We start from the raw sequence: 16,202 nt of genomic DNA on the forward strand, positions 1-16,202 counted from the left end.
ACAGGTGACGTTCATTCGTTCGTGGGAAGCTGACGTCTGTGTGCCTGCGCTCCCCCACCCTCGGCCGCTGACCGGTTCACCGGTCCGTGACCGGATTGCCCGTCCGTGATCGGACCGCCTGTCCATGATCGGCTGAGGACCGGATGCGCGCGCAAGCAGTCATCCCGATGAAACCCCCTCGCACGATCGAGAGTAAGGAAGAGCCGTCAATGCGCGAAGTCTTCAAGAACGAATTGGACGATCTGGCCACCCAGCTGGTCGGCATGTCCACCAAGGCGCTCGAAGCGATTCGGCTCGCTAATCAGGCGCTGCGGTCCAACGACCTCGAACTGGCCGAACAGGTCATCGAGGCCGACGCCGTGATCGACAACATGCAGTTCACCCTCGACCAGCAGGCCGCGGAGATGCTCGCCCTCCAGGCTCCCGTCGCCGCCGACCTGCGCGCCGTCATCGGTTCGCTGCGGATGTCCGCGTCGCTCGAACGGATGGGCGACCTCGCCCGGCACATCGCCCAGCAGGTGCGCATCCGCTACCCCGAGTCGGCGATTCCCGAGAGCTTCGAGTCGACTTTCGCCCGCATGGGTGAGTCCGGAGAGAAGATCGCCGAGGCGACGCAGCGGCTGCTCTCGAATCCCGGCCTGACCGATGTGCCCACCATCAACGCGATCGACGAGGAGCTCGATGAGCTCCACCTCAGCGTCTTCGCGAAGCTCGCCGAGGCACCCGCCGCCTCACTGGCCCCGCGCCACATCGCCGACGTCACTCTGCTCTCGCGCTACTATGAGCGCTTCGGCGATCACGCGGTCTCGGTCTCGCAGAAGGTCGAATACCTGCTCACCGGCAATTGGGAGCCGTACCTGTCGAAGAAGTGAGGCGGGCCCGCAGAAGCGAGGCGCGCTTCCAGAACTGAGGCCCGCACGACGCACAGACGACGATCGCCGAGGTGGTTCCTCCACCTCGGCGATCGTCGCTGTCGCCCCAGCTTCAGCTAGCCTCAGCGTCCCTGGTTCGCGACCTGGCCGATTGCGTCGGCGGCGGCGTCGGGATCGAGGTAGGTGCCTCCGGGCTTGACCGGGGTGAAGTCCTCGGTCAGCTCGTAGTGCAGCGGGATGCCGGTGGGGATGTTCAGCCCAGTGATGTCGGCGTCGGAGATGCCGTCGAGGTGTTTGACCAGAGCACGCAGCGAGTTGCCGTGGGCAGCGACGAGCACGGTCTTGCCGACGGTGAGTTCGGGGACGAGGACGTCGTACCAGTAGGGCAAGAGACGGTCGATGACGTCGGCGAGGCATTCGGTGCGGGGAAGCGAATCGCCGAGGTTGGCGTACCGGGCCTCACCGGCCTGCGAGAACTCGGAGCTGTCGGCCAGCGCCGGCGGCGGGGTGTCGAAGGACCGGCGCCAGGTCATGAACTGCTCTTCGCCGAACTCCTCGCGGATCTCCTTCTTGTTCTTCCCCTGGAGGGCTCCGTAGTGGCGTTCGTTGAGTCGCCAGCTGCGGTGGACGTCGAGCCAGGAGAGGTCGGCGGCTTCGAGGGCGAGGTTCGCGGTGAGGATCGCCCGCTTGAGGCGTGAGGTGTGCACGACGTCGGGGACGAGGTCCTTCTCGCGCAGGAGCTCTCCGGCACGCTGGCCCTCGGCACGGCCCTTGTCGGTGAGGGGCACGTCGACCCACCCGGTGAACAGATTCTTCTGGTTCCATTCGCTCTCGCCGTGGCGCAGCAGGATGAGGTTATACGTCATGGCACCATTTTTGCACGACTGCGATGATGACCATCATTCGGTCCAGCGTCTCGCATATCAAAACAGGGAAGGTATCCTGTCGCCATGACCGACGCACCGACACCGCAGTCCCCTGGAAATATGCCCCCGGGAAACCGGCCGGCTGGAGGCACATCTGCAGGGGGCACATCCCCTGGGAGCGCCGACGCTCCTGCCGCCGACCGCAGCTCGATCATCGCCGTCACGGCCCTGCCCGTGCTCGTCGTCATCGCCGGCGTACTCGGGTTCCTCCTCCCCGACGCCTTCACTCCCCTGGCGCCGTCGATCACCTGGGCTCTGGGTGTGGTCATGTTCTTCATGGGGTTGACGCTGACGCTGCCGGACTTCGCACGCATCGCCAAACGCCCGTGGGTCGCTGTCCTCGGCGTCATCACTCAGTTCGTGGCGATGCCGCTGCTCGGCCTTCTCGTCGTCTCGGTGTTCAGTCTTCCTGCCGAGATCGCCGTCGGCGTCATCCTCGTCGGCTGTGCTCCCGGCGGTACGGCATCGAACGTGGTCACGTATCTGGCCAAGGGCGATACCGCGCTGTCGGTATCGATCACGACGATGTCGACGCTGCTCGCCCCGGTGCTCACTCCCCTGCTGACCCTGTGGCTGGCCGGCTCGTACATGGACGTGCCGTTCTGGTCGATGTTCGTCTCGATCTGCCAGACGGTGCTCGTGCCCGTCATCGTCGGTGTCATCGTCCGCGTCTTCGCGTCCGGATTCGTCGATGCGATCGCCCCGGTGCTGCCGTGGCTGGCATCGATCGCCATCGCCTACATCGTGTCCGTAGTCGTGGCCGGTTCGGCCGGGTCGATCGCGACTGCGGGTGTGCTCGTGCTGCTGGCCGTCGTCACGCACAATGTGCTCGGCCTGGCAGTCGGCTACGGCGTGGCCGCGGCCTGTCGCCTCGACACCCCGACGCGTCGGGCTATGTCCTTCGAGGTCGGACTCCAGAACTCCGGACTGGCATCGACCCTGGCGACCACGTACTTCTCGCCACTGGCGGCTCTGCCGGGCGCGGTGTTCAGCGTGTGGCACAACGTCTCCGGTGCGCTGCTCGCCTCGATCTTCGCCCGCCGACCCTACGTCAAGGCACCGGTCGATGCGCCCGAGCGCGTCTCCGTGGGCGCCTCCGCGTCCGCTACCGAAGACACCGGATCTACCGGCGGAAGCACCGGATCCATCGATGGGAGCACCGAACGATGAGCACACCGATGAGCGCCGAGGCGGCTCCGAGCCGGGGATTCGAGTCCTTCACCGGCGAATCACTCGAGGTGACGGGCCGACGGTTCACGATCCGGCGCGCGGTGGAGTCCGATCTGTCGGCCCTCGTGGCACTGCTGCGCGACGACGTGCTCGGCGCCGCCCGCGAGGGCACTGCCGATACTGCCGCGGGCCGCACGAACACAGGCGACACCGACGCGTCCGACTCTGACGATCTGGCCGCCTATGCTCGTGCCTTCGGACTCATCAACGCCGACCCCAACCAGCTGCTCGTCGCTGTCGAAGAGGATACGGAAGTCGTCGGCACGCTCCAGCTCAGTCTCATGCCGAGCCTGTCGCGTCGCGGCACTCTGCGTCTGCAGATCGAAGCGGTGCGCATCGGTGCCGCCGCACAGGGAATCGGCCTCGGCACCTCGGTCTTCGAATGGGCGCATGACTGCGGTCGCCGCTTCGGTGCCCGGCTCGTCCAGCTCACGACCGACAAGTCACGTGGCGATGCGCAGCGCTTCTACGCACGACTCGGTTACGTCGCCAGCCACGAGGGTCTCAAACTCCCACTCACCTAGCGAGCATCACCTGCGGATTCGGCTTCCTGCGGCCGGTCGGCGATGCTCGTGGTGTCCGGCTCCGCCTCGGCGAACTCGGTCTCACCCTGACCGAAGGTGCCGAGGAACTCGTTGTCGTCGCCGCTGAGTTCCTTCTCGAATGCGGCGAGGTTGCGCGTCGACTCTCCGCGACTGACCCTCCACGCCCATTCCCTCTTCATCCCGGTGCGGAATCCGATGAGGAGGAGTTCGTTGAACGAGGAATCGGCAGTGGCGAGCATGGCTCCGAGCAGCCTGTCGAGCTCATCGAGCAGGTGCTCCCTGGGCACGCTGGCGCGCAGATAGACATCGCCGAGGCTGTCGATCGCGAACGCGACCGGTCCTGGCCTGAGGTTCTTCTGCAGCAGCCACCGGTTGAACTCGGCGGCGTTCTCGTCGGGGTGGCGGATGACGAAGGCCTGCAGGTGGGCTGTGCGGGCGAAGACGCTGATGGCGACGTTCGTTTTGAGCTTCTTTTCGCCGGGCAGGGTGACGACGATCTCGGAGTCCTCGACGGAGTCGACGGGCACGTCGTTGCTCTCGGCCCACGTGCGCACGCCGGTGAGGATCGCCTCGGTGTCGGTGCTCATGGTCTCACGCCTTTCGTTCGACTCTCGTGCTCACCATCGACTTTAGTCCTTCAGCACGCGCCGAACTCCTTCAGTACGCTCCCAGCGCTGCGGATCTCGGCCGCGACCCTGCATCCGCCGTCGCCTTGTGGGCGGTCACAGCGTCGGGGTCCGGGAGGACGTCGAGGACGGCGGCGACAGTGCACCCCCAGTCGAAGCGCTCGGCTCGGTCGACAGCGTGGGCACCGAGTTCGCGGCGCAGCTCCTCATCGCGCAGCAGGGTCTCGATCGCCGTCGCCCAGTGGCGCGGGTTGTGGTCGGCGATGAGCAGTCCCGAATGTCCGTGCTCGACGATCTCGGGCAGTCCACCCACCGCCGAGGCGATTGCGGGCAGTCCGGAGGAGGCGGCTTCGGCGGCGACGAGGCCGAAGGATTCGCTGCGGGAGGGCACGATGAGCACATCGGCGGCGCGGTAGTAGTCGACGAGGACGTGTGCGGGCACGGGCAGCCGCACCTCGACGCTGGGTTCTGCCGCGATGGCGGAAGTGAGTGAACGCAGGTACGTCGAGGAGACCGTCGCGGGCCGGCCACCGGCGCCCGCCGGTGTCCGGGGATCGACTCCGGAGGCCGCACCGAGGAGGATCCCCCGGGTGCGGGAGGCCAGGTGCGGATCGCGCTCACGCAGCTCGGCCAGGGCATCGACGGCGACGTCGGTGCCTTTGATGAACTGCATCCGCCCGACGTAGAGGACGATCGCTTCGTCGTCGCCGAAGCCGAGTCGCTGCCGGGCGGCGGACTTCTCACCGGGCCGGTAGAGAGTGTGGTCGACGCCGGGGCGGGCGATGACGACCGAGTCCGGTTCGGCACCGACTTCGCTGATGAGGTCGCGCCGCTCGACCGGGGTGCCGGCGACGAGGAGGTCGGCTTCCGCTGCGATCCGCTCTTCGGCCTGCAGGCGCTGGGGCCGCTCGTGGTTGGTCTCCGAGTCGCGGTTCTTCACCGCACCGATCGTGTGCATACTCACGGCGATGGGCACACGGACGCGATCCGGTTCGAACGCTCGGTCGGCATGGGCGGGTTCGCTCGGAGCCAACGAGGACTCCGCGGTGATCTCACGGGCGCGCAGGGCCGCCTCGGCGGAGATCCAATAGTGGGCCCAGATGAACTCGGCGGCACGGAAGTCCGGGTGGTCGTTGAGCAGCTGTGCGAGCTCGTCGATGGCGTCGGCGAGTTCGTCCTTCGTCATCGCATCGGTCGGCAGGTGGTGGAGGGTGATGGATTCGGCGATCTCCATACGGGTGCTGTCGTGCCCCCCTGTGCCGTTGTCGTCCCCGGTTCCCACATCGGCCCCGGTGCCCGTACTGACCCGGTCGCCGTCATTGCCCCCGGACCCGTCCAGCCCGCCGGGATCTGCGGTGAAGACGTCGACCCTGTGCCCCGCCTCGGCGAGAGCGCGCACCGACTGATCGACGTAGACGTTCATTCCTCCGGCATCGCCCTGGCCGGGCTGAGCGGCGGGTGACGTGTGGAGGGAGAGGACGGAGATGCGCACGGGGACAGTCTAGCCAACGACTAACCGAGGAAATCGCCGAGGATGCGGCGCACTTCGTGGCGTCCGCGCCACAGGATCGACCCCGGAGGGAGCACCTCGAGGCGAGCGTTCGGGATGGCTGCGTCGATCGCCTCGGCGATGGGGACCGGGTGAGCCGCGTCGGCCTCGTGGGTGAGGATGAGGACCTCGCCAGGGAAGGTCCGCAGATTCTCAGCGGCATCGGCAGTGTCGTCGACAGCGGTCTCGAGCGCGAGCCCGAGCCCGTCGGACATGTCCGTGTGGACGAGATTCTCCGCCTTCGCCTTCGTCCACGCCCGCGCGGGGAGCATCTCGGCCACCTCGGCGGGTTCCCGGGTGAGCATGAGATCGACGATGCCGTCGACATCTTCACCGGCGACAAGACCGCGCAGTCGCTCGAGGTAGGAGCGGTTGGCAGCGGTCACCTCGGCGGGGAATCCGGTGAAGGAGGCGGGCAGGACGAGGGCGACCTTCTCAAGGTCCGCGATCACGGGGTGCGCCGTGCTGAGCAGGTAGAGCAGACCGCCGGCGGACATCGATACCCCGAGGGCCTGCGTCGCCGAGGTGGCGCGCAGGGCGTCGGCGAGCGACTCGGCGATCTGAGGGTAGGTCCATCCGGGGCCGGGTGAGGGTCGGCCGCCGTGGCCGGGCAGGTGAAGGAAATGGCGGGTGCCGGAGATGCCGGTGCCGAAGGGGCGGGTGTCGCGGATGGCACCGGCGAAACCGTGGCTGAAGAGGGTGTGCGGAAGGCCTGCGCCGAAAGTGGCGATGTAACCGGTGTCGGGACCCGGCAGGCTGAGGTCGTCGCTCATGCGGTGTGTGCGGTCATCGCGTCTCGTGCGGTCACGGTGCGTACAGCCTCAGCGGTTGCGGTAGCGCGGGTCGACGGCCCTGACCTTCGGGCGGACGTCGGTGAGGTAGACGATGCCGGCGACGAGGGCGATGATGTTGAGGAAGATCATGCGCATACCCATCGGCGGGAGTGCGATGAGCGCGAGCGCGAGTCCGACGCCGAGGAGGATGACCCAGAACTTCTTGCTCTGCTTGTCCACGGCGCGGTAGTTCTCGTCTTTGAAGCGCAGGCAGTCGATGAACGCCCACAGCTGGACGATGAAGGCGGCCACCGTCAGCGCGAGAAAGACGAGACTCTGAAAGCCCGCAATGTATTCCATTCCCCCAGCCTAGCAATTCCCGCCCGCTCGGGTCAGGCCGGGCTGGCGATCCTGGGCGATTGCCCACCCCCGACTCACCGCACTCTCAGAGGATGCCCGTCGTGCGGATGAGTGCGCACATCCCCATGCCGATGACGACGGCGAGGAGCATGGGGACCCGCACGATTGCGGCGAGCACCCCGGCCCCGACGCCGATGAGGCGGGCCGGGTCGGCGAGGTCCTGGCCGTCGAAGATCGCCGTCGTGGCGAACACGGCGCCGATGAGCACGACCGTCGCGCGGTCCATCCACATCGTCACGCGCTCGGTCGAGGTGCCCGAATCGTCCACCCCCGCTGAGGTGGTGCCCGCGCCGCCGCTGGTCACCGGCTGACCGCGGCGACCCTTCGTGGCGATGGCGCCGCCGAGCTTCACCCCGGCGAAGCGCATGAGGTAGGTTCCGAGGCTCAGCGCTGCGAGCGCGATGAGGAAGCTGCCGGCGCTCATCATCGTCCCTCCCCTGCATCGACGGATCGTTCCGGGTGCTGTGGTCGATCCGGGTTCGGTGGATGTTCCGGGCTCTGCCGATATGCAGCGTCGTCGCCACCCGAGGCGACTGCGCCCCCGCCGGCCAGTCCCACGCCTCCGTCACCGGGGGTATTCTCGTCTCCGCTATCCGGGTGGCCTGCACCGCCTCGGTGATGGTCTGCGGTTCGGCGCCGGCGGATCAGAGAGCGCACCGCCCAACCTGTCGCGACGAAGACGAACACGGACAGCGAGGTCACCGCGCCCAACCCCAACGGCAGCACGGGGGTGAGGAGCACGGCGATGAGGACGCCGACGAGAGTCAGTGACAGGGTGGCGCGGTTCTTCAGGTCGCCTCGAATGAGGCAGAAGAGGATGATCGGGAAGGCAGCGTCGAGGCCGAGGAAGTCGGCGTCGATGACGTTGCCCAGCCATTGGCCGAGCATGGAACCGCCGGGCCACATGATGGCGATGGCCGCACCCATGAGGAGGAAAGCGTGCCAGCGTGCGCGGTCGTTGTGCCCGGTCCGCGAGATCGCGGTGGATTCGTCGTTGACCCAGTGGGCGGCGATGAGTGCCCGCCAGTCCTGGGGGAAGAAGGGGCCGACGGCGACGCCGAAGGCGAAGTTCCGGGAATTGACCAGCAGCCCGGCGAGCACCGCGAGGATCGGAGCACCACCGGCGGCGATGACGCCGACGAAGGTGAACTCGGCGGCACCACCGAGGGCGAACATCGCCAGCAGCAGCGTCTGCCACCACACGAAGCCCGAGACCGCCGAGATCGCACCATAGGACAGCGCGACCGCGATGATCGTCACGGTGACGATGGCGATGGCACGGTAAGTCGAGCCTGGCAGTACGCGCTCGATCGGGGGCTGGCGCTCCTGCGACCGCCCGCCCTCCTGCGCCCGCCGGCGACCGGGAAGCACCCTTCCGATCGTGCGAAATAATGAACTCATGTTCTATACACTGCACCCCACACATTCGTTCGTCAACCCGAACAGCACTGCCGGTATGCTGAACACATGAGTTCTCAATCTCAGCCCGAACCGGAATCCGAATCCGAACCGGGCTCGTCCGAGACAACCGGCTCGGCTCTGTCACCCAGCGAGCAGATCGCCGCCGCGCTCAAGCGCGAGCGGCTGCGGGCGGGTCTGTCCCTGTCGGAGGTCGCCCGGCGAGCGGGGATCGGCAAGTCGACGATGTCCGGCCTCGAAACGGGCAGCGGCAACCCCAGCCTGGAGACGATGTGGGCGCTTGCCGCCGCGCTCGACATCCCGCTGGCGCGTCTGCTCGACCCTCCCCCGCACGAGGTGGCCCTCCAGCATGTCGGCGACATGCCCAGCCTGCCCTCGACGACGGCGAACTATGTGGCCACACTGCTCTCACCGTCACCGACGAACGCCCGCCGTGACATCTACTTCATCCAGGCCGAGCCGAGTGAGCCGCGGATGTCGCAGCCGCATCCGCAGGGAACGGTCGAACACGTCATCCTCGGCAGCGGGGCGGCACGCATCGATGTCGTCGGACAATCCTTCGAACTCGGTGTCGGCGACTATCTCACGTACCCCGGCGACCAGCCGCATCGCTTCACGGCACTGGCTCCGGGCACGAACGCCGTCTTCGTCGTCGAAAGCAGCTGAGTCTCTACTCTGCGACCTGCCCGTCATCGTTGTCGGCGCTGCCGTCCAGGGGTGGCATCCGTGATTGGGCTTCTTCCCTCGTCAGGCCCGCGGCCTGCAGGAGGTCGACGGCCACGGTGCGGAGCAGGAGGACGAGGGATTCGTCGTGGATGTCCCAATCGGACTTCGCCCGCGGATCCAGCGTGCTCGCGGCTTCGGACAGGGCCGCCTCGGCGAGGGATCGGTCCGTTCCTCTGCGCAGGGCGATCTCGAGCTTCTTCGCTCCGTCGGCCAACGATCCGACGTAATCGGCGATGACGGGCTTGTCGACGTCGAGCTCGGTGATGCCCACGACTCGGCGGGCGATCACACGGATGGTACGCATCGCCCGGTCGGAGAATTTGTGGGCGCGGGAGAGTCGGGTCACCTCGGCGGCATGGCGACGGGCCCGGGCATTGATCTTCGCGGCTTCGCGGGAGATCCGCAGCGACGAGCCCCACGAGTCGATGATGTCCTGGGTCTCGCGGGCGCGTTCGAGAGCTCGGTTGGCCAGTGCGGAATCGGAGTTCTGCAGCGCCCGCCGCATCATCTTGAGGACGACGTCGATCTCCTCGAGCATGTCCGCGGCCAGTCGCCGGGGTGCCTTGCGGGCGTCGCGCGGGATGAGGAAAGCCAAGAGGATCGCGCACACGGAGCCGGTCAGGGCGTCGAGGGTGCGTGGGAAAGGGGAGCTCGTGGCGGTCGCCGGAACCACGACGACGTAGACGGATTGGACGGCGATCTGGGTGATGAAGATGCCGCCGGAATTGAGGATCGTGCCGATGACCAGGCCGATGATGAGGGTGAGGGCGAGCTGCCAGATGCCGGTGCCGTAGACGTTGACGAGGAGCTCCCCGACCAGCACTCCGAAGGTCGCGCCGATGCCGATCTCGAGTGCTCGACGGAGGCGACGGTCGGCGACGGGACCGATGCCCACGGCTGAGGCGACGGCGGCGAGGAACGGGTAGGGGTGGCCGAGGACGTAGACGCAGAAGGTATAAGCGGCGGTGGCGGCGATGGGGATCTGGATCAGCTGGCCCGAGTTCGCCCACAGGCGCTTGAGCCCGAGGCGGAGGCGGTGACCGGCGACATTGACCGCCCGCCGCGGCAGTTCGCCGACCCGATTCTCCGCCATCAGTCCCCTCTGCCACTCACTGTTGCTGTACTCAGAGTACCGGAAATGTGGCATGCTAAAGTCGGTGCGCCGAGGAGGCTATTGAATGACAACGAATCTCACCCGGAACGAAGCGCAGAGTCGCACACAGCTGCTCAAGGTGAAGACCTACACCGTCCATATCGATGTCAGCAACGCCGAGACCGAGGACGATACCTACTTCTCCCGCACTGTCGTCGACTTCAAAGCTCGTTCGGCAGGTTCGACATTCATCGACCTCATCGCAGATTCCGTCAGCCTGGTTGAGATCAACGGTGAGAGCCTCAACCCCGCCGAGGCATTCGACGGCACCCGTGTCAGTTTCCCTGTCCGCGACGGGAAGAACACCCTGACGATCGAGGCTCGCGCCCGCTATTCGACATCGGGTGAGGGTCTGCACCGGTTCGCCGATCCGGCCGACGGCAAGGTCTACCTCTATACGCAGTACGAGCCCACCGATGCCAGGCGCGTGTTCGCGAACTTCGATCAGCCCGACCTCAAGGCGAGGTTCGTCTTCTCCGTGACGGCGCCTGCACATTTCCAGGTGTTGTCGAACCGGGAGGAGACGAGCCAGGAGCCGGCGGCAGGATCGGGTGCCGTCACCCACCATTTCGCTCCGACGCTCAAGCAGTCGAGCTACATCACCTGCATCACGGCCGGGCCCTACGAGGGTGCGACGGAGACGTGGACGGATCCGAACACCGGCGAGGTCATCAGGTTGGGCGCGTGGACGCGGGCCAGCCTCGTCGATCATCTCGACGCAGATGACATCTTCGGTGTCACCAAGGCCGGGCTCGATTTCTTCACTGCCGAGTTCGACTACCCCTACCCGTGGGGCAAGTACGATCAGATCTTCGTTCCGGAGTACAACCTCGGCGCGATGGAGAATCCGGGGCTGGTGACGTTCACGGATTCGCTCATCTTCCGTGACAAGGTCACGGATGCGCAGTACGAGTCGCGCGCGAACGTCATCCTGCACGAGATGGCGCACATGTGGTTCGGCGATCTCGTGACGATGAAGTGGTGGGATGACCTGTGGCTCAAGGAGTCCTTCGCTGACTATATGGGCGGGCTCGCGCTGGCCGAGGCGACCCGGTTCACCGACGGCTGGGTGACGTTCGCGCTGCGGCGCAAGGCGTGGGCGTACACGCAGGATCTGTACCCGACGACGCACCCGATCGTCGCCGACATCCCCGATGTCGAGGCCGCGAAGCTCAACTTCGACGGCATCACCTATGCCAAGGGTGCGTCCGTGCTCAAGCAGCTCGTCGCGTTCGTCGGCCGGGAGGCGTTCTTCGCCGGGTCCCGGCTGTATTTCAAGCGCTTCGAGTACGGCAATACCGAACTCGCGGACTTCCTCGAATGCCTCGCCGAGGCGGCTCCCGACCGTGACATCGCGAGCTGGGCAGGTGCATGGCTGGGGACCTCGGGCGTATCCGAGCTGACCTTGGACCTGACGACCGACGCAGACGCGTCGGTTGCGGGTACGGGTGGGTCTGCTGGTGCGAGTGGATCTGCTGGTACAGGTCCCGCTACCGGTGCGGTCCCTTCCGGGGCCCGAAGCGGTGTTCGCATCTCCTCGAGCGCAGGTGCACGGCTGCGCGCCGCCGCCGACGACAATGCCAGTGCTGGTGTCAGTGCTGGCGCCGGTGGCAGTGGCAGTGCCGATGATGTCCGCGGTCAGCCGCCTCGGCGACGGACGGGGTCCGAATCGATCACGAGCGCGACCATCAGGCAGGCCGACTCGGCCAAGGGTGCCTCTCTCCTCCGTCCGCACGCCATCGAGATCGCCACGCTCGGCAGGTCCGGTCGCGCGATCATCCCCGTGGACACGTTCCGGTTCGATTTCGCGACCGAATCCGCCGAGGTTGAGCCGCTCATCGGGCGCAGCGCCGGGGTCATCACGCTCCTCAATTACAACGATCTCGACTATGCGCGAGTGCGCCTCGATCCTGCCTCGATCGAGGCGGCGGTCACCTCGGCGTCGCGGATCACCGATCCGCTGTCGAGGGCGCTGGTGTGGTCGGCGTTGGACAATGCGGTGCGCGACGGACTCATGCCTGTGCAGAAGTACCTCACGGCGTATGCCCGCAGCCTCGGCAAGGAGAGCCATGCGGGGATTATGGCAGGGCTGAGTCAGACCGCGCTGACCTGCATCGATCAGTGGGTGGCTGATCGGAATTTCGATGCCGCGATCAGTGGTCTGCTCGGTGCTGCGCTCGACGCTCTCGCGGCGGCGAAGTCCGGGTCCGATGCCCAGTTGCATCTGGCGAATCTCGTACTTGCGCTGACGTCACGGACTGCGCGGTGCTCGGCCGGGAGTTCGGCGGTGGCGATGGGTCGCGGCTTTGCTGCTCAGATCCTCGCGGTGCCGGTCGGTGAGGAGATCGACCGAATGTATCAGGAGACCCACGGCGACGAATCGGACTCAGGCGTTGCCGGTGAGAGCTCGGCGACCGATGGGAGTCGTGGGGCCGGTGCCACGGAAGGCGGTCGTGGGGCCGGTGTCACTGTTGACGGTCGTGCGATTCGAAATCGTCGTGGGGCTGGAAATGGTCGTGCCGAACATTCGGCGGCGGCGCTGCCGTTCCGTGGTCTCATCAATGATCATGCGCTGCGGTGGAATGCGCTGACGGCGCTTGTGTGTCTCGGCTGGGCGGACCAGACGGACATCGCGCGGGAGAATCAGTCGGATCCGAGTTCGTCGGGTCGGCTCCATGCGGAGACGGCGAGCGCCGCCCTGCCGCTGCCCATCGTCAAGATTCGGGCGTGGGAGGCCATCCGCGAGGCGGGTTCACTGAGCAATGACGTGCTCTCGGCGATCATCTCCGGGTTCATCGCGCCGAGTGCGCTTCCGCTCATCGAGGACTATGTCGATGAGTACTTCGCCGGACTGCTGGGGTTCTGGACGAACAATTCGATCGAGATCGCTCGCCGCCTGGTGCTCGGCCTCTACCCTCGTTGGTCTGTCGACGAGGATGCCGTCGTCGAGAAGACCGATGTGTGGTTGCATGCCAATGCGGAGGCTCCGGCGGCTCTGCGTCGGTTGGTCATCGAGCGTCGGGACGATCTGGCTCGCGCGATCTTCCTCAAGTCGACGCAGAGCTCCCGCCACTGATATCGCGCTGGACGTCGTCCGACGACCGCCTGCCCACCTGTCGTGCCCGACTATTGTCGGCGCACCTGCCGTGCCCGACTGCCGTCTGTCCACCTGACGTGCCTGACCGCCGCCTGTCCACCTGACGTGCCTGACCGCCGTCTGTCCACCTGACGTGCCTGACCGCCGCCTGTCCACCTGACGTGCCAGATCATTGTTCGCGCACCGGCGGGCAGCCGCCGCTCGTCCGCGCATACACCGAAGGCCGGCATCCGTTCATCGGATGCCGGCCTTCGAGTTCGTCTGCTGCGTGAACAGATGCGTGGTCAGAGAATGCGGCGAGCTCCGGAGAACTCGTTGCCCGTATCCCACTTCTTCCAGTCGGTGACGTAGACGTCCTTCGACGCGTTCGGCGAGTGGATCATCTTGCCGTCGCCGATGTACATGCCGACGTGGTGGACGGTTCCCGAACTCGTGGAGAAGAACAGCAAGTCGCCGGCCTTGAGGTTCTTCGAGGATACGGCCTTGCCGACCTTCGCCTGCTCCCCCGAGTCGCGCGGGAGGTCGATGCCATGTGCTCGGTAGATGCTGTAGGTGAACCCGGAGCAGTCGTATCCGTATGCGGAGACGCCGGCCCACAGGTATCGTAGTCCGTCGAACTGCTTCGCGGTCTTCACGAGGTCTTTGCCGCTGGGCTTCGCCGGTTTCTCGCCGACATCGTAGACGTCGACATCATCGGCGTCGATCCACGCGGCACCGCCGCCGGGGAGGGCGACGCGAACATCATCGACGTCCTGGGCGATGAGGGGCAGATCGACGTTGAAGCTCGGGTCAGCTCCCGTGTCCTTGGTGAACTCGATGCCTTCGAGTTCGCTCTTGGGCTTCGTCACGACGGCGCGAGGCTGCTCCTCACGGAGCTTGGTGAAGCGGTCGTTCTCGACGAGCTGTTTCGTCGGCAGCCAGCCGGGGTACCCCTTCTTGTTCTTCGGGGTCTTCTGGTCCTTGACACTGACGTAGGACCATTTGCCCTTGGTGTCGAGGACGATGACTTCCGAACCGTAGGGTGCCTGTGTCTCGGTCTTGCCGGTCAGGTCCCGGCGCACATCGGTGCTCTTGAGATTCTTGTTCCATTTATCGAGGTCAACGGGGTGTCCGAGGGCAGGCTTGTCGACCTTGCGGGGTGCGTCCGTGTCGGTCCACAGGGTGGCCACGGTGACGTCGACGTAGGCGGTTTCGCCTTTCTCGATCTTCCCGTCACTGATTCGTTCGAGTTCCTGACCGGGGACGACATCGGCTGAGATCTCGGCTGACTTTGCGGCGTCGGTCGAGGTCAGACTGCTCGCGAGTGCGGGAGCACCGGAGCCGAAAACCAATCCGACCCCAAGTGCTGCCGAAACAGCAATTTTGGTACGCATTATTTCTCTTTCGGTCTGCGGGCGGCAGGCCCGCGTGGGGGAAGTCTCCGAAGATGCGCGAACGCATTCGGCGTACTGGCCTCGTCACCGGCAGGGTCTCCCGTGACGGGCAACCTCGCTGGTGTCGAGACGGTGCACGGTGTCAATTCTGTCGGCTGTCCGACGACTGGCGGCATTCATGACACTGTGACAGGATAGCGTGCTCCGTCGCAGGTTTGAAGTCCACTTGCCCGTTTCGATGCTGAGCTGAGACCTCAACAAGGTACCGATTGACCTCAGCAGGGAACCGAACGGACGACAAGCGCGCTCCCCGCTGCAGCTTCCGCCTGGTGGCATCGGCTGCAGCGCTCAGAGACATCCGAAGGCATCGGCGGCGGCGCACGACGGCGCCGGGCAGTTCGCCGGTGTCCGAACGTCAGCCCTTGAGGAATTCTCCGGCCAGGAGTTCGAGGGTCTGAATCCGACCGGGATCCTCGCGCAGGTCTTCACCGTCCATCGCACCGGCGACCGGCTGGATCATAATCTCGTCGACGTCGAATCGTGCCGCGAGTTCTTCCAGTTGAGCGGCGGCGGATTCCAGATCACCAACGATCCAGTTGGCCGACAGCTCTTCGCCGACCATGCGCTGCTGATCGGTCATGACTGAGCGGACGTCATCACCGACAAGGCGCAGCTTCTCCATCGGGCCGCCCGTGCGCAGGCGAGACATCTGCAACATGAAGGGTTCAGAGCGCAGCTGTGCTTCCTCCGCGGTGGGTGCGACGACGACGTTGGCCGTGACGAAGGTCTGCGGCTGGTCTCCGTAGGCTCCTGGGGTGAAATTGTCGCGATAGATCTTCATCCCGGTCGTCGCCCCCGCTGCGAAGTGGTTCGCGAAGACGTAGGGCATGCCCAATTGGGCGGCCAGTCGAGCGGAGTATCCGGAGGACCCGAGCAGCCATGGCAGCGGCTGAGTGCCCGGCACCGGGTCCGGTGTCGCCTTGAGTCCGTGCTCGCGGCCGCCGTGCATAGGCACCCGCAGGCCTTCTGGCCGCATCAGGCTGAGGGTATCGATCACATGCTGCGGGAACTGTTCGACAGGATCGATGGTCTGTCCTTCCCGATCGACCATCCGACCTTCGCCGAGGTGGCCCCGCATGGCCGCAGACGTGATCGGATCCGTACCGGGCGCACGTCCGATGCCCAGGTCGATGCGATCGCCGTAGACCGCGGAGAGTAAGGCAAAGAGTTCGGCCACGGCCAGGGGCGCATGGTTCGGAAGCATGACACCACCGGAGCCGAGCCGAATGCGTTCGGTGCCCTGACCGAGGTGCATGAGTTCCGGCCCTGGCATCGTCGAGGCGATCGAAGGCATGTTGTGGTGTTCGGCCACCCAGTAGCGAGTGAACCCGAGCCTGTCGGCGGTGTCGATGATCTGCTTCGATGCAGCGAACGAATCGGACGTGGTCTGCCCCGTCCGGACGGGGACGAGGTCGAGAATGGAAAGCTTCATA

The 16,202-nt window shown here is 66.1% G+C and carries 15 protein-coding genes; 5 read left to right on the forward strand and 10 right to left on the reverse strand.

The annotated features are described in order from the left end of the window. Positions 1 to 209: 209 nt before the first annotated feature. The gene (phoU, locus tag GUY23_RS15405; protein ID WP_166973840.1) at positions 210 to 872 is read left to right on the forward strand and encodes a phosphate signaling complex protein PhoU; all 663 of its coding nucleotides are present in this window, start codon (positions 210 to 212) and stop codon (positions 870 to 872) included. A 122-nt stretch (positions 873 to 994) separates the two neighbouring features. Here phoU and GUY23_RS15410 read toward each other — a convergent pair whose 3' ends face one another. Continuing rightward, positions 995 to 1,738, reverse strand: a complete 744-nt coding sequence (locus GUY23_RS15410) for a phosphoglyceromutase (protein ID WP_166973843.1) — start codon at positions 1,736 to 1,738, stop codon at positions 995 to 997. An 84-nt stretch (positions 1,739 to 1,822) separates the two neighbouring features. Between GUY23_RS15410 and GUY23_RS15415 the strand changes: the two genes are divergently transcribed. Continuing rightward, positions 1,823 to 2,968, forward strand: a complete 1,146-nt coding sequence (locus GUY23_RS15415) for a bile acid:sodium symporter family protein (protein WP_208085376.1) — start codon at positions 1,823 to 1,825, stop codon at positions 2,966 to 2,968. After that, the gene (locus GUY23_RS15420; protein WP_166973846.1) at positions 2,965 to 3,552 is read left to right on the forward strand and encodes a GNAT family N-acetyltransferase; all 588 of its coding nucleotides are present in this window, start codon (positions 2,965 to 2,967) and stop codon (positions 3,550 to 3,552) included. The genes GUY23_RS15415 and GUY23_RS15420 overlap by 4 nt, the downstream gene beginning before the upstream one ends. Here the strand turns inward: GUY23_RS15420 and GUY23_RS15425 are convergent. The 6 genes from GUY23_RS15425 to GUY23_RS15450 all read right to left on the reverse strand — a co-directional run bounded on the left by GUY23_RS15425 (position 3,549) and on the right by GUY23_RS15450 (position 8,342). Then, complete coding sequence (locus GUY23_RS15425) at positions 3,549 to 4,160, reverse strand: YbjN domain-containing protein (RefSeq protein WP_166973849.1); 612 nt, start codon at positions 4,158 to 4,160, stop codon at positions 3,549 to 3,551. The two genes, GUY23_RS15420 and GUY23_RS15425, sit on opposite strands and share 4 nt — an antisense overlap. A 70-nt stretch (positions 4,161 to 4,230) precedes the next feature. After that, positions 4,231 to 5,691: a glycosyltransferase gene (locus tag GUY23_RS15430; protein ID WP_166973852.1), complete on the reverse strand. Its 1,461-nt coding sequence runs from the start codon at positions 5,689 to 5,691 to the stop codon at positions 4,231 to 4,233. A 20-nt stretch (positions 5,692 to 5,711) separates the two neighbouring features. Beyond that, positions 5,712 to 6,521 carry an alpha/beta fold hydrolase gene (locus GUY23_RS15435; protein ID WP_166973855.1) on the reverse strand — a complete coding sequence of 270 codons (810 nt, stop codon included), beginning with the start codon at positions 6,519 to 6,521 and terminating at the stop codon, positions 5,712 to 5,714. Between the two features lie 48 nt (positions 6,522 to 6,569). Further along, positions 6,570 to 6,881, reverse strand: coding sequence for a DUF2516 family protein (locus GUY23_RS15440; protein WP_166973858.1), 312 nt, complete (start codon positions 6,879 to 6,881; stop codon positions 6,570 to 6,572). 85 nt (positions 6,882 to 6,966) lie between these two features. Next, positions 6,967 to 7,368: an AzlD domain-containing protein gene (locus GUY23_RS15445; RefSeq protein ID WP_228282427.1), complete on the reverse strand. Its 402-nt coding sequence runs from the start codon at positions 7,366 to 7,368 to the stop codon at positions 6,967 to 6,969. Then, on the reverse strand, positions 7,365 to 8,342 hold the full coding sequence (locus GUY23_RS15450) for an AzlC family ABC transporter permease (RefSeq protein WP_166973861.1): 978 nt from the start codon (positions 8,340 to 8,342) through the stop codon (positions 7,365 to 7,367). The genes GUY23_RS15445 and GUY23_RS15450 overlap by 4 nt, the downstream gene beginning before the upstream one ends. Positions 8,343 to 8,408: 66 nt before the next feature. Here GUY23_RS15450 and GUY23_RS15455 point away from each other — a divergent pair, with 66 nt between their 5' ends. Continuing rightward, positions 8,409 to 9,026, forward strand: a complete 618-nt coding sequence (locus GUY23_RS15455; protein ID WP_166973864.1) for a helix-turn-helix domain-containing protein — start codon at positions 8,409 to 8,411, stop codon at positions 9,024 to 9,026. A 4-nt stretch (positions 9,027 to 9,030) separates the two neighbouring features. On the opposite strand, the gene GUY23_RS15460 is transcribed toward GUY23_RS15455, so the two are convergent. Further along, a complete protein-coding gene (locus GUY23_RS15460; protein WP_166973867.1) occupies positions 9,031 to 10,179 on the reverse strand; it encodes an FUSC family protein in 1,149 nt (382 codons plus the stop codon). An 85-nt stretch (positions 10,180 to 10,264) separates the two neighbouring features. On the opposite strand from GUY23_RS15460, the gene pepN reads away from it, so the two are divergent. Next, positions 10,265 to 13,315 carry an aminopeptidase N gene (gene pepN, locus GUY23_RS15465; RefSeq protein WP_166973870.1) on the forward strand — a complete coding sequence of 1,017 codons (3,051 nt, stop codon included), beginning with the start codon at positions 10,265 to 10,267 and terminating at the stop codon, positions 13,313 to 13,315. Positions 13,316 to 13,620: 305 nt separating this feature from the next. Here the strand turns inward: pepN and GUY23_RS15470 are convergent, their stop codons facing one another. Continuing rightward, positions 13,621 to 14,709: a C40 family peptidase gene (locus GUY23_RS15470; protein ID WP_166973873.1), complete on the reverse strand. Its 1,089-nt coding sequence runs from the start codon at positions 14,707 to 14,709 to the stop codon at positions 13,621 to 13,623. A gap of 415 nt (positions 14,710 to 15,124) precedes the next feature. Further along, positions 15,125 to 16,201 (reverse strand): MsnO8 family LLM class oxidoreductase, encoded by a 1,077-nt coding sequence (locus GUY23_RS15475; RefSeq protein WP_166973876.1) that lies wholly within the window; start codon positions 16,199 to 16,201, stop codon positions 15,125 to 15,127. Position 16,202 lies beyond the last annotated feature (1 nt).

This window comes from Brevibacterium atlanticum, assembly GCF_011617245.1.
Lineage (GTDB): Bacteria > Actinomycetota > Actinomycetes > Actinomycetales > Brevibacteriaceae > Brevibacterium > Brevibacterium atlanticum.

Bases quoted from the DNA above. Each gene is read 5' to 3' on its own strand.
- GUY23_RS15435 (WP_166973855.1), bottom strand. From the start codon at position 6,521: ATGAGCGACGACCTCAGCCTGCCGGGTCCCGACACCGGTTACATCGCC.
- pepN (WP_166973870.1), top strand. From the start codon at position 10,265: ATGACAACGAATCTCACCCGGAACGAAGCGCAGAGTCGCACACAGCTG.
- GUY23_RS15460 (WP_166973867.1), bottom strand. From the start codon at position 10,179: ATGGCGGAGAATCGGGTCGGCGAACTGCCGCGGCGGGCGGTCAATGTC.
- GUY23_RS15410 (WP_166973843.1), bottom strand. From the start codon at position 1,738: ATGACGTATAACCTCATCCTGCTGCGCCACGGCGAGAGCGAATGGAAC.
- GUY23_RS15470 (WP_166973873.1), bottom strand. From the start codon at position 14,709: ATGCGTACCAAAATTGCTGTTTCGGCAGCACTTGGGGTCGGATTGGTT.
- GUY23_RS15420 (WP_166973846.1), top strand. From the start codon at position 2,965: ATGAGCACACCGATGAGCGCCGAGGCGGCTCCGAGCCGGGGATTCGAG.
- GUY23_RS15475 (WP_166973876.1), bottom strand. From the start codon at position 16,201: ATGAAGCTTTCCATTCTCGACCTCGTCCCCGTCCGGACGGGGCAGACC.
- GUY23_RS15425 (WP_166973849.1), bottom strand. From the start codon at position 4,160: ATGAGCACCGACACCGAGGCGATCCTCACCGGCGTGCGCACGTGGGCC.
- GUY23_RS15415 (WP_208085376.1), top strand. From the start codon at position 1,823: ATGACCGACGCACCGACACCGCAGTCCCCTGGAAATATGCCCCCGGGA.
- phoU (WP_166973840.1), top strand. From the start codon at position 210: ATGCGCGAAGTCTTCAAGAACGAATTGGACGATCTGGCCACCCAGCTG.
- GUY23_RS15445 (WP_228282427.1), bottom strand. From the start codon at position 7,368: ATGATGAGCGCCGGCAGCTTCCTCATCGCGCTCGCAGCGCTGAGCCTC.
- GUY23_RS15455 (WP_166973864.1), top strand. From the start codon at position 8,409: ATGAGTTCTCAATCTCAGCCCGAACCGGAATCCGAATCCGAACCGGGC.
- GUY23_RS15440 (WP_166973858.1), bottom strand. From the start codon at position 6,881: ATGGAATACATTGCGGGCTTTCAGAGTCTCGTCTTTCTCGCGCTGACG.
- GUY23_RS15450 (WP_166973861.1), bottom strand. From the start codon at position 8,342: ATGAGTTCATTATTTCGCACGATCGGAAGGGTGCTTCCCGGTCGCCGG.